At 72.5% G+C, this 22000-nt stretch carries 22 protein-coding genes; 11 read left to right on the forward strand and 11 right to left on the reverse strand.

All coding sequences use genetic code 11. The features are described from left to right. The first annotated feature begins 336 nt into the window (after window positions 1-336). Together J3A75_RS07655 and J3A75_RS07660 are read left to right on the forward strand one after the other, a co-directional pair. Window positions 337-2925: a sensor histidine kinase gene (locus tag J3A75_RS07655; RefSeq protein ID WP_012317746.1), complete on the forward strand. Its 2589-nt coding sequence runs from the start codon at window positions 337-339 to the stop codon at window positions 2923-2925. A gap of 37 nt (window positions 2926-2962) precedes the next feature. Further along, window positions 2963-4195 (forward strand): MFS transporter, encoded by a 1233-nt coding sequence (locus J3A75_RS07660; RefSeq protein ID WP_012317747.1) that lies wholly within the window; start codon window positions 2963-2965, stop codon window positions 4193-4195. A 199-nt stretch (window positions 4196-4394) separates the two neighbouring features. Here the strand turns inward: J3A75_RS07660 and tolB are convergent, their stop codons facing one another. The 4 genes from tolB to tolQ form a co-directional block, all read right to left on the reverse strand. Next, window positions 4395-5732 (reverse strand): Tol-Pal system beta propeller repeat protein TolB, encoded by a 1338-nt coding sequence (gene tolB / locus J3A75_RS07665; protein ID WP_012317748.1) that lies wholly within the window; start codon window positions 5730-5732, stop codon window positions 4395-4397. A 68-nt stretch (window positions 5733-5800) separates the two neighbouring features. Continuing rightward, complete coding sequence (gene tolA / locus J3A75_RS07670) at window positions 5801-7153, reverse strand: cell envelope integrity protein TolA (RefSeq protein WP_012317749.1); 1353 nt, start codon at window positions 7151-7153, stop codon at window positions 5801-5803. Between the two features lie 9 nt (window positions 7154-7162). Beyond that, window positions 7163-7609, reverse strand: coding sequence for an ExbD/TolR family protein (locus J3A75_RS07675; RefSeq protein ID WP_012317750.1), 447 nt, complete (start codon window positions 7607-7609; stop codon window positions 7163-7165). Between the two features lie 27 nt (window positions 7610-7636). Continuing rightward, window positions 7637-8353, reverse strand: a complete 717-nt coding sequence (gene tolQ, locus J3A75_RS07680) for a protein TolQ (RefSeq protein WP_012317751.1) — start codon at window positions 8351-8353, stop codon at window positions 7637-7639. Window positions 8354-8661: 308 nt separating this feature from the next. Between tolQ and J3A75_RS07685 the strand changes: the two genes are divergently transcribed. Further along, complete coding sequence (locus J3A75_RS07685) at window positions 8662-9450, forward strand: HpcH/HpaI aldolase family protein (RefSeq protein ID WP_012317752.1); 789 nt, start codon at window positions 8662-8664, stop codon at window positions 9448-9450. Between the two features lie 14 nt (window positions 9451-9464). Here J3A75_RS07685 and ybgC read toward each other — a convergent pair whose 3' ends face one another. From ybgC to ruvB, 3 genes are all read right to left on the reverse strand, one after another. After that, window positions 9465-9917, reverse strand: a complete 453-nt coding sequence (gene ybgC, locus J3A75_RS07690) for a tol-pal system-associated acyl-CoA thioesterase (protein ID WP_209649917.1) — start codon at window positions 9915-9917, stop codon at window positions 9465-9467. Between the two features lie 89 nt (window positions 9918-10006). Then, complete coding sequence (locus J3A75_RS07695) at window positions 10007-10732, reverse strand: DUF4142 domain-containing protein (protein WP_012317754.1); 726 nt, start codon at window positions 10730-10732, stop codon at window positions 10007-10009. A 367-nt stretch (window positions 10733-11099) separates the two neighbouring features. Further along, window positions 11100-12155, reverse strand: a complete 1056-nt coding sequence (ruvB, locus tag J3A75_RS07700; RefSeq protein ID WP_012317755.1) for a Holliday junction branch migration DNA helicase RuvB — start codon at window positions 12153-12155, stop codon at window positions 11100-11102. Window positions 12156-12447: 292 nt separating this feature from the next. Here ruvB and J3A75_RS07705 point away from each other — a divergent pair, with 292 nt between their 5' ends. Beyond that, entirely contained in the window at window positions 12448-12678 is a 231-nt protein-coding gene (locus J3A75_RS07705; RefSeq protein WP_029360603.1) for a hypothetical protein, read from the forward strand. 146 nt (window positions 12679-12824) lie between these two features. Continuing rightward, entirely contained in the window at window positions 12825-13214 is a 390-nt protein-coding gene (locus J3A75_RS07710; RefSeq protein WP_012317757.1) for a hypothetical protein, read from the forward strand. Here J3A75_RS07710 and J3A75_RS07715 read toward each other — a convergent pair. Continuing rightward, the gene (locus J3A75_RS07715) at window positions 13186-13542 is read right to left on the reverse strand and encodes a hypothetical protein (RefSeq protein WP_012317758.1); all 357 of its coding nucleotides are present in this window, start codon (window positions 13540-13542) and stop codon (window positions 13186-13188) included. The genes J3A75_RS07710 and J3A75_RS07715 overlap by 29 nt on opposite strands. A gap of 74 nt (window positions 13543-13616) precedes the next feature. Between J3A75_RS07715 and J3A75_RS07720 the strand changes: the two genes are divergently transcribed. Then, window positions 13617-14513 carry a GGDEF domain-containing protein gene (locus J3A75_RS07720; protein ID WP_053621951.1) on the forward strand — a complete coding sequence of 299 codons (897 nt, stop codon included), beginning with the start codon at window positions 13617-13619 and terminating at the stop codon, window positions 14511-14513. Window positions 14514-14725: 212 nt separating this feature from the next. Continuing rightward, window positions 14726-15412, forward strand: coding sequence for a LuxR C-terminal-related transcriptional regulator (locus J3A75_RS07725; RefSeq protein ID WP_012317760.1), 687 nt, complete (start codon window positions 14726-14728; stop codon window positions 15410-15412). Between the two features lie 35 nt (window positions 15413-15447). Here the strand turns inward: J3A75_RS07725 and J3A75_RS07730 are convergent, their stop codons facing one another. After that, window positions 15448-16662, reverse strand: a complete 1215-nt coding sequence (locus J3A75_RS07730) for a DNA topoisomerase IB (RefSeq protein WP_024830978.1) — start codon at window positions 16660-16662, stop codon at window positions 15448-15450. Window positions 16663-16798: 136 nt separating this feature from the next. Between J3A75_RS07730 and J3A75_RS07735 the strand changes: the two genes are divergently transcribed. The 4 genes from J3A75_RS07735 to J3A75_RS07750 all read left to right on the forward strand — a co-directional run bounded on the left by J3A75_RS07735 (window position 16799) and on the right by J3A75_RS07750 (window position 20057). Then, window positions 16799-17962: a glycosyltransferase gene (locus tag J3A75_RS07735; protein WP_209649918.1), complete on the forward strand. Its 1164-nt coding sequence runs from the start codon at window positions 16799-16801 to the stop codon at window positions 17960-17962. Between the two features lie 2 nt (window positions 17963-17964). After that, on the forward strand, window positions 17965-18624 hold the full coding sequence (locus tag J3A75_RS07740) for a class I SAM-dependent methyltransferase (RefSeq protein ID WP_012317763.1): 660 nt from the start codon (window positions 17965-17967) through the stop codon (window positions 18622-18624). A gap of 184 nt (window positions 18625-18808) precedes the next feature. After that, complete coding sequence (locus J3A75_RS07745; RefSeq protein WP_312892338.1) at window positions 18809-19375, forward strand: NAD(P)H-dependent oxidoreductase; 567 nt, start codon at window positions 18809-18811, stop codon at window positions 19373-19375. A 67-nt stretch (window positions 19376-19442) separates the two neighbouring features. After that, window positions 19443-20057, forward strand: a complete 615-nt coding sequence (locus tag J3A75_RS07750; protein WP_024830974.1) for a cytochrome b — start codon at window positions 19443-19445, stop codon at window positions 20055-20057. A gap of 28 nt (window positions 20058-20085) precedes the next feature. Here the strand turns inward: J3A75_RS07750 and J3A75_RS07755 are convergent, their stop codons facing one another. Beyond that, on the reverse strand, window positions 20086-20976 hold the full coding sequence (locus J3A75_RS07755; protein ID WP_209649922.1) for an AprI/Inh family metalloprotease inhibitor: 891 nt from the start codon (window positions 20974-20976) through the stop codon (window positions 20086-20088). Beyond that, window positions 20973-21938 carry a 2-hydroxyacid dehydrogenase gene (locus tag J3A75_RS07760; protein WP_024830972.1) on the reverse strand — a complete coding sequence of 322 codons (966 nt, stop codon included), beginning with the start codon at window positions 21936-21938 and terminating at the stop codon, window positions 20973-20975. Before J3A75_RS07760 ends, J3A75_RS07755 begins: the two co-directional genes overlap by 4 nt. Window positions 21939-22000 lie beyond the last annotated feature (62 nt).

Genomic DNA, 22000 nt, shown 5'->3' on the forward strand with positions numbered 1-22000 from the left:
GGGGTCAGCACCGCGCCGCCGCGATCCGGCGAAGAGGTCCGATCGGACGATCTGAGAGCCCGGCGCGCTGCGCCGGGCTTTCTCGTTTGTCAAGCGCCGACGGCCGAATCGAACTGTGTCTTCTGTGTGTCGTTAACGGCTGATTATGCCGACTTCGCCCAAAGCCACGCTTCGTTCCCCTTCCGGGGCGATTCCGCCGCACTGTAGAGTGCGGGCGAATCTTAGATCGATGGGGCTGCGGCAGTTCGGGACGAGCGCCGCGGGAACGGTGCCTTCTGCGCCGCGCGGCGACGCGCGCCGGTCGGACAGCCATCGGGTACGGGGGCGGGGCAAACCATGGGTGTCGGTCGTGCGACACACGTTCGGATCGGCGTGGGCGCGCTCGCCCTGACGACGGCGAGCGCGGCCTTCGCCGAGCTGCCGGAGGCCGCCGCCGCGCATCCCGCGCGGGAGATTCACAGCGTGGCCGCCCTGGCGATCTTCGGCGGGCTCGTGGCCTTCGCGGTGATCCTGTCGCTCCTCCATCTCTACGAGCGCGGCCGGTGGACCCGCCGCGAGCGCGAGCTCGCCGCGACTCTCGACGTCCTGCGCGGCGCCCACGACCGGGCCGAGATGCTGCTCAACGCCGAGCGGCAGATCATCGTCACCTGGGATCAGCGCAGCGAGCCGGTGGTCGAGGGCGACATCAGCCTCGCCATCCACGGCGAGCGGCCGACCTCCGGCTACGCCCGCCGCGTGCTGGCTTTCGGCACGTGGCTCGTCCCCGCGGACGCGACCGCCGTGGAGACCGCCGTGGAGACCCTGCGGGCGCGCGGCACCGGCTTCGCGCTGAGCCTGCGGAGCCAGACCGGCCGGAGCATCGAGGCCCACGGGCAGGCCGTGGCGGGGCGGGCGCTCCTGCGCCTGCGCGAGACCAGCCAGGAGCGCTGCGAGATCGCCGACCTGCGCGCGGCCCTGGACGAGACCCGCCGCGGGCTCTCGGCCCTGTCGGGACTCCTCGACGCGATCCCGCAGCCGGTCTGGCGGCGCAACCGCGACGGCGGGCTGAGCTGGGTCAACGCGGCCTACGTGGCGGCGGTCGAGGCGGAGAGCCGCGAGGCCGCCCTCGACGCCGGCCTGGAGCTGTTCGACCGCCCGGCCCGGGAGACGATCGCCCGCGAGGAGGCGGCCCGGTTCGCCGGCCTGACCCGGAGCGTCCCGCGCCTCTCGGCCATCGTGGCCGGCAACCGGCGGATGCTCGACGTGTTCGAGACCGGGCTCGAGACCGGCCGCGTCGGCATCGCCATCGACGTCTCGGAACTCGAGAGCGTGCGCGCCGACCTGCAGCGGCAGATGAACGCCAACGTCCGGACCCTGGACCAGCTTCCGACCGCGGTCGCGATGTTCGACGTCTCGCAGCGTCTGATCTTCCACAACGCCGCCTATCGGCAGCTCTGGGACCTCGACCAGGCCTTCCTCGACAGCCGGCCCTCCGACGGGGAGATCCTCGACCACCTGCGGGCGGAGCGGAAGCTCGAGGAGCACGCGGATTTCCGCGGCTGGAAGCAGGGCGTTCTGTCCGCCTACCGGGCCGCGGAGGCGAACCAGACCTGGTGGTACCTGCCCGACGGCCGGACCCTGCGCGTGGTCGCGGATCCGAACCCGCAGGGCGGCCTGACCTACCTGTTCGACGACGTCTCCGACCGCCTGAACGCCGAATCGCGCTACAACGCCCTGCGCCGCCTGCAGGCGGAGACCCTGGACACGCTGGCCGAGCCGGTGGCCGTGTTCGGCGCGGACGGGCGCCTGTCCCTCGCCAACCGCGCCTTCTTCACCGTGTGGCGGCTCGACCCCGAGATGGTCGAGGAGCGCCCGCACGTCGACGCGGTGATCGCCGCCTGCCGCGCGCTCGCCCCCGCCGAGGAGCCGTGGCTCGACATCCGCGACGCGGTGGTCGGCCTCGAAGCTCGCACCGCCCGGACGTGCCGCCTGGAGGTGGTGGACGGCACGGTCCTCGACTGCGCCGCACAGCCGCTCCCGGAAGGCGCGACGCTCCTGACCCTGATCGACGTGACGGCGAGCGTGAACGTCGAGCGGGCGCTCACCGAGAAGAACGACGCCCTGGAGAAGGCCGCGCAGCTGCGCGACACCTTCGTGCACCACGTCTCCTACGAGCTGCGCTCCCCGCTCACCAACATCATCGGCTTCACCCAGCTTCTCGGCGACGAGACTGTCGGCGCGCTCAACGAGCGGCAGCGCGAGTACGCCGACCACATCATGCGCTCCTCGGCGGCGCTGCTCGTCATCATCAACGACATCCTCGACCTCGCCTCGATCGACGCCGGCTCACTCGAGCTGCAGCGGGAGGAGGTCGACGTCCAGGCCACCGTCGAGGCCGCGGTGCGCGGCATCGAGGACCGGCTCGCGGAATCGCACATCACCCTCGCCCTCGACGTGCCGGAGGATATCGGCAGCGTCCACGCCGACGGGAAGCGGGTGCGCCAGATCCTGTTCAACCTGCTCTCGAACGCCGTCGGCTTCTCGGATGCCGGCCAGCGCGTGGAGGTCCAGGCCCGCCGGACCGCGCAGGAGCTGCTCCTGAGCGTGCGGGACCACGGACGGGGCATGCCGCCCGAGATCGCCGATTCGGTGTTCAACCGCTTCGAGAGCCACACGCTCGGAACCCGGCACCGGGGCGTCGGCCTCGGCCTGTCGATCGTGCGCTCCTTCGTCGAGTTGCACGGCGGCCGCGTCCTGCTGGAGACGGCGCCGGGCAGCGGCACCCGCGTCACCTGCACGTTCCCGACCGACCACGCGGGCGAGGCCCGGCGCGCCCCGCCCGAACCCAAAGCGCCGCTCCCGCCACCACCGCCGCGCAAGCCCATCCTGACGCTGCAGCCGATCCGGCCGGAACCCCCGACATCCGACCGGCGAACCTCGCCGTAGCGCTTGATTCTTCGGCCGGTCCCGCGCAGCAGGGGGCATGTCCGCGCACGATCGTTCCGGCTGGGCCGTCTTCGGCATCGGCGACTTCCGCCTGTTCGGCTCGGCGCGGTTCCTCACGGGCCTCGCCTACCAGATGCAGGCCGTGGCGATCGGCTGGTTCGTCTACGACCTGACCCATTCCGCCCTGGCGCTGGGCCTCGTGGGCCTCGCGGGCTTCCTGCCGGCGGTTCTGTGCGCGCTGATCACCGGCCACGTCGCGGACGCCTACGACCGGCGCCTCGTCGGTGGCGCCGCCTTCGCCCTGCAGAGCGCGGCGAGCCTCGGGCTCCTCGCCTGCGCCCTCACGGGCGTGCACTCCGTCTGGCCGATCTACGCCCTCGTCATCGTCGTGGGCACGGCCCGGGCTTTCGCCAATCCGGCCCTGCAGGCGCTGCTGCCGACCCTGGTGCCCGGACCGCAGTTCAGCTCGGCGATCGCGTGGAACGCGTCCCTCTGGCAGAGCGCGTCCGTGATGGGGCCGGCGCTCGGCGGCTTCCTCTACGCCCTCGGTCCCGGGGTCGTGTTCGGCCTGGCAGGGGGCAGCTTCGCCCTGGCCAGCGTCCTGACCCTGCTGATCCGCTTCCGGCCGGCGGCGGTGAGCGAGCGGCCGCCGATCACCTGGGCGGCGCTGTCGGCCGGCATCGACTACATTCGCTCGCAGCCGGTGGTGCTCGGGGCGATCAGCCTCGACCTGTTCACGGTGCTGCTCGGCGGCGCCACGGCGCTCCTGCCGATCTACGCGGCGGAGGTGCTGCATGTCGGGCCCCTGGGCCTGGGCGCGCTGCGGAGCATGCCGGCCTTCGGGGCGGTCGCCATGGCGGTGCTGCTGGCGAACTACCCCCTGCGGCGCCACGCGGGCGTGCGCATGCTCCGCGCCGCCGCGGTGTTCGGGGCCGCCACGGTCGCGTTCGGGCTGTCGACGTCGCTGCCGCTGTCGATGGCCTGCCTGTTCGTCACGGGCGCCGCCGACATGATCTCGGTCTACGTGCGCCAGACCTTCGTGCAGGGCGAGACGCCGGACGCGATGCGCGGCCGCGTCTCGGCGGTGAACACGGTGTTCATCGGCGCCTCGAACGAGCTCGGCGAGTTCGAATCGGGGCTGCTGGCCGCCGCGATCGGCGCGGTCCCGGCGGTGGTGGTCGGCGGCGCCGCGACGGTCGGGGTCGCGCTGCTCTGGGGCAAGCTCTTCCCGGCGTTGCGGGCCCGCGACCGGCTGATGGTGCAGGGATAGCGCGCGGTTTCGGAGGCGGCGCGTCTCGGATGATCGCGGTGGCGATCGTAGCGCCGCGAGCCGGCGCCGCACGGAGCGCGCGTCGCCTCTCCCGTGCGGGCGAGGGACAGGGTGAGGGGCGCGCCGTCCTTCAGAACCGTTGCACCACGACCGGGAACGGTCCCGGAGCCCGCCCCGCGAGCCGGGCTCCGCGACGGGCTCAGCGGCCCGACAGCAGCGGCGACCAGGTCGGGTCGGACGCGTAGGCGGGCGTCGGGACCGGCTGCTCCACCTTGCCGGTGATGTCGACCATGAACAGCTTGCCGCCGCCCTGGCCGCCCGGATCGCGGAAGAACAGCACGTACTGGCCGTTCGGCGCGAAGGTCGGGCCCTCGTTGTGGAAGCCCTCGGTGAGCACGCGCTCGCCCGAGCCGTCGGGCTTCGAGACGCAGATGGCGAAGCCGCCGTTGCGCTGGCGCGTGTAGGCGATCAGGTCGCCGCGGGGCGAGAAGGCCGGCTGCGAGGCCGAGCCGGGACCGAAGGTGATCCGGTGCGGGTTCGAGCCGTCCGCCCCCATCACGTAGACCTGCTGGGAGCCGCCGCGGTCGGACTCGAAGGCGATCTGCGATCCGTCCGGCGAGTAGGTCGGCGAGGTGTCGATCGCCATGCCGTTGGTGATCGAGCGCTGGGCCTTCGAGGCGAGGTCCATCGTCACGATGTCGGCGTTGCCGCCCTGCTGGACGCTCATCACGATCTTCCGGCCGTCCGGCGAGAAGCGCGGGCTCGCGCTCATCGAATCGACGTTGCCGAGCGCCTGGCGGGAGCCGGTCTCCAGGTTGATCATCTGCACCCGCGGCTGGTGGCCGGTGGCCTGGGCCATGAAGGCGATGTCCTGGGTGGCCGGCGAGTAGCGCGGCGCCACGATCGACATCTCGCCGGTGGTGATCGCCCGGACATTGGCGCCGTCCTGGTCCATGACCATCAGGCGCTTGCGGCGGTTCTCCTTCGGGCCGGTCTCGTCCACGAAGGCGATGCGGCTGTCGAACCAGGGCCCGAGGCCGGTGATCTTGGTGTAGACCCCGTCGGAGATCAGGTGGCCGGTGCGCCGGACGTTGGCGGCGTCGGTGCCGTATTGCTGGCCGGTCATCTGCTGGCCGTTGGTCACGTCCCAGAGCCGGAACTCGACCTTGACCCGGCCGCCCTCGCGGACGACGCGGCCGGTGACGAGGCCCTGGACGCCGGTGGCGCGCCACTTCTCGAAGTTCGGGGCGGCGTCGAAGTTCGGCTGCTCGGGGAAGCGGGCGTGATCGAGCGGCGTGAAGTAGCCGGAGCGGCGCAGGTCGTTGGTGACCACGCCGGAGACGAGGCCGGCGAGGCTCGGATCGCCGCCGAAATCCGCGATGGCGATGGGCATCGGCTGGAAGTTGCCGCCGCCGATGCGCAGCTGCAGCTGCGCCTGGGCGGGCCCGGCCAGGACGGCCGTCAGCAGGGTGAAGACCGCGATCAGGCGCGCGGCGAAGGACGTCGGGAGTCGCCCGACGGAGGGCAGGTGCAGCATGGTGGGTCGGATCCGAGTGACGATCTGACGAGGCGGCCGGATCAGGGCGGAAGAAGGGCTGGACGCCCTCAAGTCGCCGTGAACTCGAACTCCGCGTTGATGGCCTTCCAGTCGTTGTAGTACGGCGCGTAGGTGGCCGGGATGTTGTACGGCGCGCAGCGGCGGACCGCCCGGAGCGCGGCCTGCGCGATCGACTGGTCCACCGCGCTCGCCCCGCCGCGCATGATCCGCGGCTCGGTGCTGAGCGAGCCGTTGGGGTTCAGGCGGATGTCGAGCACCGGCAGGACCACGCCCTGGGCCGCGCCGGGCGGCGCCGAGTAGCAGCGCTCGATCTGCTGCTGGAGCAGCCCGACCAGGGCGTCGCGCAGCGACGGCGACAGGCGCTGCGCGTTGCCGGTCGCGGCGCCGAGCGCCGCCACCTTCTGCACCGCGTGGCCGGTGGCGCCGGTCGACTGCGACGGCGCCTTCGAGGCGAGCATCGAGCGGATGTCGCCCGCGTTGAACTTGTCGGCGAGCTCGGCCTGCTTGCGTGCCTTGGCCTCGGCGTCGGCCTTGGCCTTCGCGTCCGCCATGGCCTTCGCCTTCGCCTTGGCGGCGGCCTCGGCTTTGGCGGCCGCCTCGGCCTTGGCGGCCTCCGCCTTCGCCTTGGCGGCGGCCTCCGCCTTCTCGCGCTCGGCTTCGGCCTTGGCCTCCGCGATCTCCTTCTGGCGCTCGGCTTCCGCCTCGGCCTTGGCCTTCGCGTCGGCGGCCTTCTTGGCCGCCTCCTTGGCCGCCTCCTTGGCGGCTTCGGCCTTCTTCGCGGCGGCGGCCTTCTGGGCGGCCGCCGCGGCCTCGGCTTCCTGCTTCTCGATCAGCTTCTCGAGCTGCTCGCGCTTCTCGGCCTCGGCCTTCGCGACGGCCTCGGCCTTGGCCTTCGCCTCGGCCTTGGCGGCGGCAGCCTTCTCCGCCGCGGCCTTCTCGGCCGCCTTCTCTGCTGCCTTCTCGGCCGCCTTGGCGGCGGCCTTCTCGGCGTCGCGCTTCTCCTGCGCCGCCTTCTCCGCCGCCTTGGCGGCCTGGGCCGCCTCCTGCGGGTCGGGCTCGCCGCGCAGCGGCATCTCGTCCGCGTTGGCGAGCTTCATCTCGGCCGTGCGGGTCGGCGCGGTGGGCGCGTCCTGCTTGGCATTCTCGGGCTCGCGATCCTCGAACTTCTCCGCCTTGCGGTCGGCCCGCGACGTGGCGTTCGGCATCGGCTTGTCGGCCTGACGCTCGCCCTTGGTGATCTCGGAGAACTGGTTCTCGGTGATCACCTCGACGGGCACGCCCTCCTGGGCCTCCGGCAGGGCCGGGGCCGCGACACTGACCAGCGCCAGCGCGAGGAGCGCGACGTGGGTGCCGGCGGAGATCCAGACACCCGGTTCCTTGCGGTCGAAGCGGAACTCCACGGGACGGCCCTACTGATGCTCAGGCTCGGTGACGAGGGCGACTTTCTTGAAGCCGCCGCCGGTCACGATCGCCATCACCTGCGCCACCCGGCCGTAATCGACCCGCTTGTCGCCGCGCACGAAGACGCGCTCCTCGGTCCCGGTCTTGGCGGTCTCCATGAGCTTCGGCACGATCGTGTCGTCGGTGAGCTCGTCCTCGCCGAGGAAGACCTGGCCGGTCTGGCGGATCGACAGGGTGATCGGCTTCACGTCCGAATTGAGCGGCGCGGCCTTGGACTGCGGCAGGTCGAGGGGCACGCCCACGGTCATCATCGGCGCCGCGACCATGAAGATGATCAGGAGCACGAGCACGACGTCGATGAACGGCGTCATGTTGATCTCGTTGATGGGGCCGCCGCGGCGGCCCCGGCGCCGGCGGCGCTTGCCGCCCTGCGATGCGCCCGCTGCCATGCCCATGGATCGGTCTCCTCTGGATCAGCCGGTTCAGGCGGCGAGCGGCAGCCGCTCGTCGATCTGGCGGGAGAGGATGGCGGAGAACTCGTCGGCGAAACTCTCCAGCCGCGACTGCGCCTTAGAGACCTCGGCCTGGAGCTTGTTGTAGGCGAGCACCGCCGGGATCGCGGCGAACAGGCCGATGGCGGTGGCGAACAGCGCCTCGGCGATGCCGGGGGCGACGACCGCGAGCGAGGTGTTCTTCGAGGCGGCGATCGACGTGAAGGCGGTCATGATGCCCCAGACCGTGCCAAACAGGCCGATATACGGGCCGGCCGAGCCGATCGAGGCGAGGAACAGCAGGCGCGATTCGAGCCGCTCGACCTCGCGGTGGATGGTGACGTCGAGCTGCTTCTCGATGCGCTGCGACAGCGACTGGATCTGCCGGCCGGAGCCCTCGAAGCTGCGCTTCCACTCCCGCATGGCGGCGACGAACACGGCGGCGAGGCCCGTGGCCGGCCGGTCGTTGAACGAGCGGAACAGCTCCTCCAGCGAGCGGCCGGACCAGAACGCGTCCTCGAACGCGTCCATCTCGGCCTTGGTCCGGCGGAACAGCAGCGTCTTGTCGACGATGATCGACCAGCACCAGATCGAGGCGCTGAGCAGCCCGATCATCACGATCTTCACGACGAAGTGGGCCTGAAGGAACAGGCCGAGCAGCGTCATGTCGGCGACAGGCGCGGCCTGCATCGCGTCGGCTGGGTTCATCCGTCGAGGTCTCCTGCTCCGGATCGCGATGCGCCGGGCGAGGCCCGCGTCCGCCGGATCCGTGAGCGATATCAAGGCTGTCGCCCGCGAATCTGTCGAAAGTAAGGGCCGTCGACGACCCCCGCGCCCCACCGTGGCATCGCCTCCGTTAAGGGCGCGGCAGGGTTAAGGATCGGTTTCGATCCGGGCGATCCTGAGGCACGCGGCGGCGAAGGCCGGGCCGTGCGGGCTGGACCTGCCGAAAGCGCCTCCCGTATGGTCGCGGCAAGCGGCGCCGAGTCGACAGCCCTGAGATACGCAGGACGCGCATGACCCTCCCCGTTCCCAGCCTGCCCGATCTGCTGCCCACCGGCCCGGCCCGGTTCCTGGGCTGGTCCATGATCGCCGACCCGATGCTGGCCGGCTTCCTGGCGCGCGCGGGATTCGACGCCGTCCTGCTGGACCAGCAGCACGGCACCTACGACTACAAATCGTCCTGTGCGGCGATCACCGAGGTCGCCCTCGCGGGCAAATCGAGCCTCGTGCGCGTGCCGGTGGGCGACTTCGCCATGGTCTCGCGGATGCTCGACGCGGGCGCCGCCGGAATCGTGGCGCCGATGATCAACACCGTCGCGGATGCCGAGGCCCTGGCCGCCGCCGCGAAGTTCCCGCCGGTCGGCCAGCGGAGCTGGGGCCCGGACCGGGCCATGTGGCTCTCGGGGCTCCGGAACGGCGCGGACTACCTCGCGGGCGCCAACGACCGGGCGCTCACGATCGCCATGTGCGAGACCGAGGCGGGGATCGCCGACCTGGAGGCGATCCTCGCCGTGCCGGGCATCGACGGGGTGCTGGTCGGGCCCGCCGACCTGTCGATCGCCCTGTCGAAGGGGGCGGTCATCGACCCCCTGGGATCGGCGGTGACGGCGGCCCTCGGCGAGATCGCGCGCAAGACGCGGGCGGCGGGCAAGATTCCCTGCGCCTTCGCGCCGTCGCCGGCGCGGGCCCGGGAGATGGTCGGGATGGGCTACCAGCTGGTCTCGGTCGAGTACGACGCCCTGACGATCGTCAACGCCTTCGCCCGGGTCCTCTGCGAGGCCGACCCGTCGCGGGCCGGCTGACCTCCGGCCGGTGCCTAGGCGGCGTCGCCCGGTGCGAGCTGCCGCCGCAGCGCGTCGGGCAGGCGAACGGCGCGGCCGTCGCGCACGCAGGCGACGGTGACCTCCGCGGCGACCAGCACCGCGTCGGCCCGCCGCACCTCCTGGGCGAGCTGCATCGAGGCCCCGCGCAGGGCGCGCGTGCGGGTGACGACGGTCAGCAGGTCGTCCATCCTGGCCGGGCGGAGGAAATCGAGACTCATCCGCCGCACCACGAAGACGAGGCCGCGCGCGTCGCGGTGCAGGTCCGACTGGTCGCCGGCGAGCGCCCGCAGCAGCTCCGTGCGGCCGCGCTCGAGGAAGCGCAGGTAGCTGGCGTGGTAGACGAAGCCCGAGAAGTCGGTGTCCTCGTAGTAGACGCGCACGCCCAGCCGGTGCGGTGGGGGGCCATCCTCCGAAGGTCCGTCGGTGCCGGGCTCGATCGCGCTCATGCGCCCCTTTAGCGACGGGCGGCGCAGGGGCGCAACACGACGAGGGCCGCCCTGGGGCGGCCCTCGCGGGATCACGCGGTGCGCGCGGTTCAGCCGCCGATGCGGGCCGCGATGGTTGCCGAGTGGGCGTGCTCGTCGGCAATGTACGGCAGGGCCTCGGTGGCGAACTTGCGACCCTGGGCGTTGTCGCCCTGCTTGGCGTAGGCGTCGTAGAGCGCCAGGGTGCGGGCGTCCGAGCGGGCCTGCTGATCGATGTAGGTCCGGTCGAAGGCCCGGCCGTTCGGGGCCGCCTGGAGCTGCGCCAGCCGCGCCTGGCCGCGCTCGCCGAGGGCGACGCGACGGCCCGGCTCGGCCGGGCTGTTGTCGACGATGCCGACCGCGCCGAGGGCGCCGCCGACGATCCCGGTGCCGATGTTGGCGGCCACCGTCACCGGCGCGAGCACGAGGCCCACCGGGTTGCTCAGGTCGGTGCGGATGCCCTGGTTGTCGGAGACCACCGAGCCGTTGCGGGTCAGGGAGGTGTTCGGCGGCAGCAGCGCGTCCGTGGTCGCCTTGCGCTCGACGAGGACGCGGTTGGCGTAGTTGCGGACCTGCGGGTTGCGCGACCGCTGAAGGGCGATGCGGCTCGCCTCGATGCTGGCGGCGTCCGAACGGAGCGCCTCGGCCCGGAAGGCGGGCGTCTCGGTCGCGGCGGCGCCGACGCCGTCCTGGTTGGCGAAGGGCAGCACGCGGATCGGCAGGGCGTCCTGCGCGAAGGCGGGCGCCGAGATCGCGGCGACGGACAGGCCGAGAACGGCGAGCGTGAGCTTCTTCATGGCGGAAGTTTATCCCTGACGTTGTTCTTGAGATCGCGAAGATCTGCCGCGATCGCAGAGGCAGGACCCCGATCGAGACAGCCTTGCCGGCGCCGAGCGGACCCGGCGCGGTCGCCTCCACAACTGTCGCGTTTCGGGCCTGTTCCACGCGATCCGGCACATTTTTACAGTACACAGATCCGTGATGACCCGACCTAAGCTTGGCAATATTGTCCGGCAACCGTCGGGAAAACGGATTGCGTCGCAGCGACTTGCCGATGCCGCGGGGCACGATCGGGACGGCAGGGGCGCGGATCGGGGCGCGCGGAGCGCATGTGCCGCGGGAAACGCTGGTCCGAACTCAGTGCATAGAGCGGTCGGGGCCGCCTCACGGCTCCTCGTCGCCGAAGAAGCCGAACTGCCCGGGGGTCTCGCGCGTCGGTTCCGGGATCTGCATGTGCCGGTACGCGTGTCGTGTGAGGACGCGGCCGCGGGGCGTGCGCTGCACGAAGCCGCGCTGGATCAGGTAGGGCTCGATGATGTCCTCGATGGCGTCGCGCGGCTCCGACAAGGCCGCGCCGATGGTCTCGATCCCCACCGGGCCGCCCCCGAACGCGCGCGCGATCAGGCTCAGGTACTTGCGGTCCATCACGTCCAGACCCGCCCCGTCCACGTCCAGGAGCTGCAGCGCCCGGTCGGCGATCGCCCGCGTCACCGTCTCGGCCTCCGCCACGACCGCGAAATCCCGCACCCGCCGCAACAGCCGCCCCGCGATCCGCGGCGTGCCCCGGGCCCGCCGGGCGATCTCGTTGGCGCCCTCCGCCGACATGCCCAAGCCCAGGACCCGCGCGCCGCGCGCCACGATCTGCTCCAGCTCGTCGATCTCGTAGAACTCCAGCCGGATCGGGATCCCGAACCGGTCGCGCAGCGGCGTCGTCAGCAGCCCCGCCCGCGTCGTGGCGCCGACCAGGGTGAACTTCGGCAGCTCGATCTTGACCGAGCGCGCCGCCGGGCCCTCGCCGATGATCAGGTCGAGCTGGTAGTCTTCCATGGCCGGGTAGAGGATCTCCTCGACCGCCGGGTTGAGCCGGTGGATCTCGTCGATGAACAGGACGTCGCGCTCCTCCAGGTTGGTGAGCTGCGCGGCCAGGTCGCCGGCCTTGGCGATCACCGGCCCGGAGGTCGAGCGGAAGTTCACGCCCAGCTCGCGCGCCACGATCTGGGCCAGCGTCGTCTTGCCCAGCCCCGGCGGACCGACGAACAGCACGTGGTCGAGCGCCTGACCGGTCTTCTTCGCAGCCTCGATGAACACCTGCATGTTCGCACGTGCCGCACGCTGACCGATGAACTCCGACAGGCTCAGAGGGCGGATCGTCTGATCCACGTCGTCGGTGCGCTTCTCCGGCGTCAGGAGCGCGTTGGTCGGAGGCTTCGGCTTGCTCATGAACCCTGCTTCGTGGACCGTGCCGCGCGGCCCGCGATGGGCGGCCACGCAGGACGGCTGGGCACCGGCGCGTCCGGTTTTGTTCTTCCTTACCCGTGAAAGCCGCGAAGTCTAAGCGCCGTCGCCGGGCGGCATGCCCCGACGACATGACCCGGCGCTGGCCGGGTACCGTCACCGGCGATGTGAGCGAGCGCACCGGCCGCGCCGTCGGTGCAACCGCGATGCAACCGAACCGTCGGCCCGCGCATTCCTGGACCGAACCTCCAAGCACGGCCGCAGGGCGCATTTCCCCATGAGACTCCGTACGATCGCTGCCGCCGCAGCCGGCACCGTCATGCTCGCCGGGCCGCTCGCGGCCCAGGCCGCCAACGGCCCGGCCGAGACCAAGGTCGCCGAGGCCAATCCGCAGGTTCATCCCGTCTCGGCGGAGCGGGACGACGACGTCACCTGCAGTCGGGCCCGCCGTCGCCTGTGGATCGAGGGCGAGGGCTGGGTGGTCCGGCGGATCACCACCTGCCGCTGACCGGGCCCACCTCTGGGGGCCATCGGCCGGGGATGACGGGGCCTTACGCACTCTGCGCGACTGGAGACGCGGAACGGCCGATGATCCGGTCTGTTGGCCCTGCATCCGGCGCGGACCGCGCGCCGACAACCATCGGAGCCGGCCCCATGGCGAACCGGATGATCCTGACGGTGCTCGCCGTAGCGGCCGCGACGCCCGCCTCGGCGCAGACTGTCCGGAGCCCCGATCCCTATGCACCGGTGGCCTACGCGCCCGGCTACGCCGCCGATCCGAGTTTCGCCGGCGAGTTCGTGCGCGGGACCTATATCGGCGCCCCGCTGACGCGGGTGCCGCGCCCGACCCAGATCGTGCCCAGTCCCTGGAGCTACGGCACCTACGGCGTCCCGACGGTGACCGGCATCCCGGCCGCTCCGGCGGCCCAGCCGACCCTGACGGTGATCGACGCCGTCCCCCGCGGCCGCCGCGGCGAGCGCGCCGCCGGCGCCGCCCCGGTCGCGGGCGCCCGGGTCATCGCGGTTCAGGTTCCCCGGCGCTGAGCGCCGCGAACCACGCCGCGTAGGGCGTGTTGCGGACGAGGTGCCGGTTGAGGTCCGGGGCACCGTCCGTCCACCAGACCGGCCCGCGCTCGCCAAGCGCGATCTTGGCCGCGTCGACCTCGGCCCTGGCGGAAGCCAGCGCGCCCGCCGCGGCCGCCGCGCCTGCCCGCTCGGCCCGCTTGGCCTCCTTCACACCCCGCCGCGCCGCCATGAGGCGCTTCACCAGCGCCGCGCGGCAGGCGTCCGACAGATCGGGATTGGCGCGGCGCCACAGACGGCCCCGGACAACGATGTAGCGCCGATCCGGAGTGGTAATGGCCAGGCTCATGCCGGGGTTCAGCTCCGTTGGGGGGAGGTTAAGCCTTCCAGCTTACACGGCGGATATCAGTTGCGGGTCACGCCATGCAGATCGTCATCGTCGACTCGAGCCGCGTTGTGCTGCAGATCATCGCGTCCCTGATCGAGCCGCGCGGCCACGCCGTGCACCCCTTCACGGATTCGGAGCGGGCGCTGGAATTCCTGGCGGCGACGCCGGCGGTCCGTGTCCTCATCACCAGCCTGGAGGTGCGGCCGCTCTGCGGACTCGAACTCTGCTGGTCGGCACGGCTGCTCGCGGAATCCCGCGGGCCGCTGCACGTCATCACCATGTCGTCGGCGCGCAACGTCCGCAGCCTCGCCGAGGCCCTCGACAGCGGCGCGGACGACTTCATCGAGAAGCCGCCGAGCGCCGAGGAGCTGAACGCGCGCCTGCGCGCGGCCGAGCGCCTGACCACCATGCAGGAGGAACTGATCCGCCTCGCCGAGACGGATCCGCTGACCGGCTCCTACAACCGGCGCGCCTTCTTCAACCGCGCGCGCGCCGCCGTGGCGCAGGACCCGCGGCCGGACGCCGTCTCGGCCATCCTCCTCGACATCGATCACTTCAAGCGCATCAACGACGAGCACGGGCACGATGTCGGCGACGTGGCGATCAAGGCCGTGGCCGACTTGATCTCCGGCTCCGGGATCGCCGGACGCCTCGGCGGCGAGGAATTCGCCGTCATCCTCCCGGGGCGCGACCTCGGGGAGGCCGTGGCGCATGCCGAGCGCCTGCGCGGCGACGTCCAGGCCCTGCGGATCCCGGGGGCCAAGGGTCCGATCGCGCTGAGCTGCAGCTTCGGCGTCAGCACGTGGCGTGACGGCGACAGCGTCGAGGCCCTGGTCAAGCGGGCGGACGTCGCGCTCTACGCGGCCAAGGGCGGCGGCCGGAACCGGGTGGTCCCGGATCAGGGCGCGGGCGTCCACGCCGTCGCGGGCTGACACGGACCGCCCGTACCAGATCGGCACAGTCGGTCCGGCGGTGTCCCACGGTCGTCCCAGATCGGCGCATTGATCCGCCGAGTATCCGTTTTCGGACAGCGATTCTGCCCATATAAAGCTTAATATTCGCGAGCTGTTGCTGGAACGGATCTTGGAACTTCGCCTTCGATCCCGGCCGCCTGTATCAAGCCGGGAGAGAGAGGTGCGAGGTCATGAGTACGGCCGTTGGCGTCCTGATCCTGGATGAGCCGGAGGACCTGAGCGCGACGGTTCGCGCCACCCTCGAGCACATGCCCGAATTCCACACCATCGGCGAGGCCGATCTCGACCGCGCCGACGCCGGCAGCAGCGTCGCCCTGGTCTTCCTCGACGAGATCCGGCTGGCCGACGGGATCGCCCGCATCGTCGCCCTGAAGGAGCGTCAGCCGGCGCTCCGCACGCTGGTCGCCTTCGGCGCCCTCACGGCGGACGACCTCCGCGCCCTGCTGGCCGCGGGCGCCGACGCCTTCGTGGCGCGCTCCAAGTCGCCGCGCGAGCTCGGCGCGGCACTGCTCGCCCTCGCGGAGGGCTCCGACGTCCTGGTCCCGTCGGAGCAGCCGGTGGCGATGCCGCCGGAGGCGGGCGAGAGCCTCGGGCTGACGCCCCGCGAGGCGGAGGTCCTGCGCTTCCTCAGCTCCGGGTTCAGCAACAAGGAGGTGGCGCGGCGGCTGGCGCTCAGCGTGCGCACGGTGGAGACCCACCGGCTCAACCTGCGGCGCAAGACCCAGACCGGCCGGCTGAAGGACCTGGTCTCGCTGGCCCGCCAGCTGGGCCTGGCCCCCGTGGTCGACTCCGGCGACCAGGTCCGGCGCGGCACCGACAGCCGCTCCTCGGGCAACGACAACCAATCCCGGCACTGAGAGGGGGATCGGGCGGTCTCGTGGAGACCGCCCCCCTAGGCGGCCGCGGCCGCCTTCCGGGCTCCGGACGCGCGCTTGGCCGCTGCCGTCCCGCTCTTGGACCGCTCGGGTGCCTTCGCCCCCCGCCCGCGCGCGCCCGCCGGCTTGACCCGTCCCTTGGCCTTGACGGCGTCCTCCGCGGCTGAGAGGCGCGCCTGCAGCAGTCCCAGCACCGCCGCCTCCTCGGGCCGGAGGCTGGAGAGGTCCTCGCTGAGTTCCGATTCGACCGCGTCCTTCACCTGCAGGAGCAGACCGCCCTCCAGATAGCAGTCGAGGATCTGCGGGTGGATGTAGCACTTGCGGCAGATCGTCGGCGTGTTGCCGAGGCGGCCCGCGACGTTCTCGATGGCCGCGCGGATGTTGCGCTTGGCCCCCGCCTCGCTGTCGAAGGTCTCGAACTCCCGCAGCGCCAGCGCCGCCAGCACGGTGCCGGCCCAGGTGCGGAAATCCTTCGCGGTGAAGTCCTCGCCGGTGATCTCGCGCAGGTACGCGTTCACGTCCGAGGAGGTGACGTCGCGCTGGGTGCCGTCCGGATCCAGATACTGGAACAGCTCCTGCCCCGGCAGATCCTGGCAGGCCTTGACGATCCGGGCGACCCGCCGGTCCTTCAGCGACACGTCCCAGGTCTTGCCGCTCTTGCCCTTGAAGCGGAACGACAGGGCCGCCCCCTCGATCCGGACGTGGGGGTCGCGCAGGGTCGTGAGGCCGTAGCTCTTGTTGGTCCGCGCGTAGTCGTCGTTGCCGACGCGGATCAGCGTGGTCTCGAGCAGGTGGACCACGGTGGCCAGCACCTTGTCGCGGGAGAGGCCCGGCCGCTTCATGTCGGCGTCGACGCGTCGGCGGATCCCGGGCAGCGCGTCCGCGAAGGCCATGATTCGCGAGAACTTGTTGGCCTCCCGCGCCTGCCGGAAGTCCGGGTGGTAGCGGTACTGCTTGCGCCCCTTGGCGTCGCGGCCCGTCGCCTGGATGTGGCCGTTGCGGCGGGGACAGATCCAGACATCCGTGTAGGCCGGCGGGATCGCGAGGCTGCGGATGCGGGCCAGCACCGCCTTGTCGCGCACCGGCGCGCCCTTCGCGTCGAGGTAGCGGAAGCCGGTGCCGCTGCGGCGGCGGGTCAGCCCGGGCCGGCCGTCGTCGACGTAGACGAGTCCGGCCTCCTCGGCCGCGGCGCGGAGGTCTCCGCCGCTCTCCGCCGTCTCGACACACGCCATGACCTGCCCCTCCCATCGACGCCGCCCGGCTGCCTCGCCCGGCGAGAAGGCCTTGGACAACCGGCGGCACGCGATCGCCGTTCCGGGCCTGCACATCCGCCGCAGGACGGGCCGCGGCGCCGTGCTAGAGGGGGGGATGCACGCCGATGCCGCCCCCGGGAATCTGCCCGTTCCGATGCGCCGCCTGGTCTTCGTGGTGACCGAGGACTGGTTCTTCGCCTCCCATTTCCTGCCGATGGCCCGCGCCGCCATCGGCATGGGTCTCTCGGTCGCGGTGGTGACGCGGGTCCGCGCGCACCGGGCCGCCATCGAGGCGACCGGGGCGCAGGTCGTCCCCCTGGAGGCCGAGCGAGCGAGCCTCAACCCCATGGCCGCGGGCTACGCGGCCGGGCAGCTCGCGGCGATCCTGAAGGCGCTGAAGGCCGACGTCGTCCACTGCATCGCCCTGCGCGGCATCCTGGTCGGCGGCACGGCCGCCGCCATGGCGGGCATCCCGGCCCGCGTCTTCGCCCTGACCGGCCTCGGCCTCGTCGGCGCCCGCAGCGACCGGCTCGGGCGGGCGGCGCGCCTCGCCCTGCGCGCGCTGATCCGGGGACCGCTGGCCTCGTCCCGCACGCGCTTCCTGTTCGAGAACCCCGACGACGCCCTGGCCCTGGGCCTGGACCCGCTCGACCGGTCGGTGACCGTCGTGGGCGGCGCCGGCGTCGATCCGACGATCTTCGTCCCGCATACGCTGCCGCCGATGCCGCCGCTGCGGGTGGCACTCGTCGCCCGGATGCTCTGGTCGAAGGGGATCGACGTCGCCGTCGAGGCGGTCCGCCTCGCCCGGGCCGAGGGCGCGCCGGTGGAGCTGGCGCTGTACGGCGCGCCGGACCCGTCGAACCGGCGGGCGATCGACGCCGCCACCCTGCGCGCCTGGAGCCGCGACGGCATCGTCTGGCACGGGCCGACGACCGACGTGGCGGCGGTCTGGGCCGGCCACCACGTCGCCTGCCTGCCGTCCCGCGGCGGCGAGGGCCTGCCGCGGACGCTGCTGGAGGCCGCCGCCTGCGGCCGGGCGCTGGTCGCGTCCGACGTCCCGGGCTGCCGCAGCCTCGTGCGCGACGGTGTCGAGGGCCTGCTGGTCCCCCCCGACGACGCGCCGGCCCTGGCCGCCGCCCTGGCGCGCCTGAGCGGCGATGCCGGTCTCGTCGCCGGCCTGGGCGCGGCCGCGCGGGCCCGGATCGAGACCGGTGGCTTCACCGAGGACGCGGTGACCGACCGGGTCCGCGCCGTGTGGCGCGACCTGCTGGAGGCCTGACCGTGCGCGCACCGGACGATCCCGCCGGCTTCATCCGCAGCAACACCCGCCTGCTGCCCGTCCCCCACGCGCCCGAGATCCGCCTGCACGTCGCCGATGAGGCGACGGATCTCTGGCAGCGGACCGAGGAGGAATTGCAGGCGATCGGGCTGCCGCCACCGTTCTGGGCATTCGCCTGGGCGGGCGGCCAGGCGCTCGCCCGCTACGTCCTCGACAACCCGGACGTCGCGGACGGGGCGCGCGTGGTGGATTTTGCCTCGGGGTCCGGCCTGGTGGCGATCGCGGCGGCCCGCGCCGGGGCGCGCCACGTCGTCGCCAGCGACCTCGACCCCTTCGCCGTCGCGGCGATCGGGCTGAACGCCGCGGCCAACGGCGTCGGCGACCGCGTCGCCGCAACCTCCGACGATCTCCTCGCCACGGATCCCCAGGCCGATCTCGTCCTGGCGGCCGACGTGTTCTACGAGCGCGACCTGGCCGAGGCCGTGACCGCCTGGCTCGTCGGCCTGCAGGCGCGGGGCGTCACCGTGCTGATCGGCGACCCGGGCCGCACCTACCTGCCACGGGACCGCCTCGACTGCCTCGCGACCTACGCGGTGCCGGTCTCGCGCACGCTGGAGGATTCCGAGATCAAGCGCAGCCATGTCTGGCGGCTCCGGGGATGACGGTTCCGTCGAGACCGTCCCGCCGGACCGCCACCCGCGCGGCCGCGCCGAGGCTTTATCCGGCGCGGGAATGCGTTACCGTCGAATCGACTCGTGTCGCGTGCCGCGCATGCGCCAGAGTGTTGGAAGGCCCGGATCGGGGCGTGCTGCGGCGGAAGGTTTCGTGGTGAGTGTCGAGTCGAGTGTGAAGCCCAGCCGTGCCCGCGTCGTCGCCTTCTCGGGTAGCGCCAAGCGGCCCTCGCGCACCCGCATCCTGGTCGAGGCCCTCGGCGCCGAGCTCGGGCGCCTGCGCGGGATCGACCTCGCCGTCTACGACCTGATCGATGCCGGTCCGGGCCTCGGCGCGACGCAGCGGGACGACCTGTCGGCGCCGGCCGCGCGCCTCATCGAGGCGATCGAGGCGGCGGACGCCCTGATCGTCGGGACGCCCGTCTACCAGGGCGGCTATGCCGGGATGTTCAAGCACGTCTTCGACTTCGTCGACCCGGCCCGGATGATCGGCATGCCGGTGGCGCTGACCGCGACGGGCGGGGGCCTGCGCCACGCCCTGGTGGTCGAGCACGGGCTCCGGCCGCTGTTCGGCTTCTTCGCGGCCCATGTCGCGCCGACCTCGGTCTATGCCGGCTCCGACGACCTCGTGGACGGACGCATCGTCGACGAGACCGTGTCGGTCCGGCTGCGCGCCGCGGCCGCGGAACTATCCGCCCTGCTCGACGTGTCGCGGACGGCCGCCTCCGGCCCATCAGCCTGACGGGAGACTCCCCCGACCTGAGGCGGGCCCTAGATCGATGCGGGACCACGCTCATCCGCGAGGGATCATGTCAGGCTCTCCGCTCACGGCCGGCAAGGCGCCGACCGCGCTGCCCGCCACCTACGTCACGGCGTCCGGACTGCCGCGCTACCACCCGGTGTCGCAGGCGCTGCACTGGCTGAACGCCGCCCTGGTCCTGGCGGTGCTGCCGCTCGCCTGGGTCGCGATCAGCCTGCCGCCGACCCCCGCCAAGGGCAGCATGTTCGTGCTGCACAAGTCGGTCGGCCTGACGATCCTGGCGATCGTGGTCCTGCGGATCGTCTGGCGGATGGTCCGGCCCGCGCCGCCGGACCCGCAGGCGCCCCGGCTCCTGACGCTGATCGGGCGCGTCAACCACTACCTGCTGTACGCGATCTTCCTGATCATGCCGATCAGCGGCTACCTGCTGAGCGCGCTGTCGGGACGCGACACGCCGTATTTCTGGCTGTTCACGATTCCGGGACTGCCGAAGGACGACGCGACCCAGAAGGTCTTCGAGTCGATCCACGTCTTCGGCCAGTGGCTCGTCTACGCCCTGGTCCTGCTGCATATCGCCGGCACGGCGTGGCACCTGGTCATCCGGCGCGACGGGCTGCTGGAGCGGATGCTCCCGGTCCAGGACGGGCGCGGCTCGTCTCGCTGACCCGACCGACATCGGGCCGCGCGGGCGGTCAATCGACGCGGCGCAGGACGAAGGTGGTGCCGACCTCGGGATCGCGCCGCCAGCGACCGTCGCCGCTCGGCACGAGGTCGATGCTGTGGCCGCGCTTGGCGGTCAGCGTCATCCGGCCGTTCGTGTAGCGCCAGCGCACCGGGTCGAACACCTCCAGGCCACTGTCGTGGCAGCCGGGAACGATGTGGACGCCGCCGCCGCTCCCATCGAGGTTGATCCGGCAGGTGTCGCGCTGCTGGAAGCGGTCGAGGGCGTAGAGGCCCGGCGCCGGCCCCGCCGAGGCGGTCGCCGCCGGCTGCAGCTCGGCCGGGACCCGGGCCGCCGTTCGGAGCGGGGAGGGGTCCGGGTTTGCCGGATCCGCCGGCGCGATCTCGGGCGCGGCCGCCGCGTCGGCCGGCCGCATCGCGACGATGTCGAGGGGAACGAGACTGTAGCGCTCGCCGCCCTCGGCCTGGGCGACGAGGCTGCGCTGGTCCGGCCGCCTGGCGAATTCGAGGACGGGGCGGACGTTGCGGTCGACGAGGCGGAGGGCGCCGTCGACGAAGAGCCAGCCGGCGACCCCCTTCAGGACCGGCAGGGCCCGCCGGCAACCGGCCGGGAAGCGCAGCCGCTGCCCCGCCTCGCCGCTGTCGAGCACCAGGGTCATGACGCAGCGGCGGTTGGTGCCGTCGCGGGACAGGTCCCAGGTGCCCGGCACCTGTCCGAGCTTCTCGGGCAGGCTCGGCGGCGCGGTGGGAGCCGGAGGCGCCGCGAGCGTCTCCGCGGCCGGGGGCGGGGGCGCGGCCAGGTCGGTCGCGTCGGGCACGTCCTGGGCGGCGGCCGGCCGGACGATCGCGGCGGTCGCGATCAGTGCCGACGCGGTCAGCAGGGCGGCCTGAGCCTGTCTCACGCGGTGGGTCTCCAGGGGGTCTCGGCCACGGGCGTCAGCGGACCCCGCCCCTCGAACCACGAGACGACGTTGTCGACGACGAGCTGGGCCATCGCCGCGCGGGTGTGCTCGGAGGCCGACCCGACATGCGGCAGCAGCACCGTGTTGTCGAGGGCGGCGAGATCCGCGGGCACGTGCGGCTCGTTCTCGAACACGTCGAGGCCGGCGCCGAGGATCGTACCGGCCCGCAGCGCCGCGGTCAGCGCCGCCTCGTCGACGAGGGTGCCGCGGGCGACGTTGATCAGGATGCCCTCGGGACCGAGCGCCTCCAGCACGGCCGCGTTCACGAGGTTGCGCGTGTCGGCGCCGCCGGGCGCCACCACGATCAGGATGTGAACCGCGCGGGCGAGGCCGAGCAGCGTGTCGTGATACGTGTAGGGCACGTCCGCCTGCCGGCTGCGGCCGTGATAGTCGATCTCGACGCCGAAGCTCTCCAGCCGGTGGGCGATCGCCCGCCCGATCCGGCCGAGACCGAGGATGCCGACCCGCCGCCCGCGCAGGGACGCCGTGAGCGGGAACGGCGCCTTGGGCCAGTGGCCGTCGCGCAGGTAGCGGTCGGCCTGCGGGATCCGCCGCAGGGTGGCGAGGACGAGGCCGAGGGCGAGGTCGGCGACCTCGTCGGTGAGCACGTCCGGCGTGTTGGTGACGACGATGCCGCGCTGCCGCGCTCCGGCGGCGTCGACGGCATCGTAGCCCACGCCGAAATTCGCGATCAGCTCGAGGTTCGGCAGCCGGTCCATCAGCGCCCCGTCCACCGCGCCGCCGACGCAGAGCGCGCGGATCCGCGGGCCGATCTCGGCGAGCAGAGCCTCCGGGTCCGCGGCCTCCGCCAGCCGGTGGACCCCGTACCGTCCGTCGAAGGCTTTCTCCACGAGCGGGTGCATCTTCCGGAGCAACAGGATCTCTGCCGGGGCCTCAGCCATCGTTCACTCCCACGTTCGGCCGTTCGTCGGTGCCGGCCGCCTCCCCCGTCCCGGCATAGAGC

Source organism: Methylobacterium sp. PvP105 (genome assembly GCF_017876975.1).
Lineage (GTDB): Bacteria > Pseudomonadota > Alphaproteobacteria > Rhizobiales > Beijerinckiaceae > Methylobacterium > Methylobacterium radiotolerans.

What these genes read in the sequence shown, in the direction of transcription:
- J3A75_RS07705 (WP_029360603.1), top strand. Translation starts at nt 12,448, where the DNA reads ATGAGACTCCGTACGATCGCTGCCGCCGCAGCCGGCACCGTCATGCTC.
- J3A75_RS07750 (WP_024830974.1), top strand. Translation starts at nt 19,443, where the DNA reads ATGTCAGGCTCTCCGCTCACGGCCGGCAAGGCGCCGACCGCGCTGCCC.
- J3A75_RS07735 (WP_209649918.1), top strand. Translation starts at nt 16,799, where the DNA reads ATGCACGCCGATGCCGCCCCCGGGAATCTGCCCGTTCCGATGCGCCGC.
- tolB (WP_012317748.1), bottom strand. Translation starts at nt 5,732, where the DNA reads ATGCTGCACCTGCCCTCCGTCGGGCGACTCCCGACGTCCTTCGCCGCG.
- J3A75_RS07695 (WP_012317754.1), bottom strand. Translation starts at nt 10,732, where the DNA reads ATGAAGAAGCTCACGCTCGCCGTTCTCGGCCTGTCCGTCGCCGCGATC.
- J3A75_RS07655 (WP_012317746.1), top strand. Translation starts at nt 337, where the DNA reads ATGGGTGTCGGTCGTGCGACACACGTTCGGATCGGCGTGGGCGCGCTC.
- J3A75_RS07710 (WP_012317757.1), top strand. Translation starts at nt 12,825, where the DNA reads ATGGCGAACCGGATGATCCTGACGGTGCTCGCCGTAGCGGCCGCGACG.
- J3A75_RS07720 (WP_053621951.1), top strand. Translation starts at nt 13,617, where the DNA reads ATGCAGATCGTCATCGTCGACTCGAGCCGCGTTGTGCTGCAGATCATC.
- tolQ (WP_012317751.1), bottom strand. Translation starts at nt 8,353, where the DNA reads ATGAACCCAGCCGACGCGATGCAGGCCGCGCCTGTCGCCGACATGACG.
- ybgC (WP_209649917.1), bottom strand. Translation starts at nt 9,917, where the DNA reads ATGAGCGCGATCGAGCCCGGCACCGACGGACCTTCGGAGGATGGCCCC.
- J3A75_RS07760 (WP_024830972.1), bottom strand. Translation starts at nt 21,938, where the DNA reads ATGGCTGAGGCCCCGGCAGAGATCCTGTTGCTCCGGAAGATGCACCCG.
- J3A75_RS07675 (WP_012317750.1), bottom strand. Translation starts at nt 7,609, where the DNA reads ATGGGCATGGCAGCGGGCGCATCGCAGGGCGGCAAGCGCCGCCGGCGC.
- ruvB (WP_012317755.1), bottom strand. Translation starts at nt 12,155, where the DNA reads ATGAGCAAGCCGAAGCCTCCGACCAACGCGCTCCTGACGCCGGAGAAG.
- J3A75_RS07730 (WP_024830978.1), bottom strand. Translation starts at nt 16,662, where the DNA reads ATGGCGTGTGTCGAGACGGCGGAGAGCGGCGGAGACCTCCGCGCCGCG.
- J3A75_RS07685 (WP_012317752.1), top strand. Translation starts at nt 8,662, where the DNA reads ATGACCCTCCCCGTTCCCAGCCTGCCCGATCTGCTGCCCACCGGCCCG.
- J3A75_RS07660 (WP_012317747.1), top strand. Translation starts at nt 2,963, where the DNA reads ATGTCCGCGCACGATCGTTCCGGCTGGGCCGTCTTCGGCATCGGCGAC.
- J3A75_RS07715 (WP_012317758.1), bottom strand. Translation starts at nt 13,542, where the DNA reads ATGAGCCTGGCCATTACCACTCCGGATCGGCGCTACATCGTTGTCCGG.
- J3A75_RS07725 (WP_012317760.1), top strand. Translation starts at nt 14,726, where the DNA reads ATGAGTACGGCCGTTGGCGTCCTGATCCTGGATGAGCCGGAGGACCTG.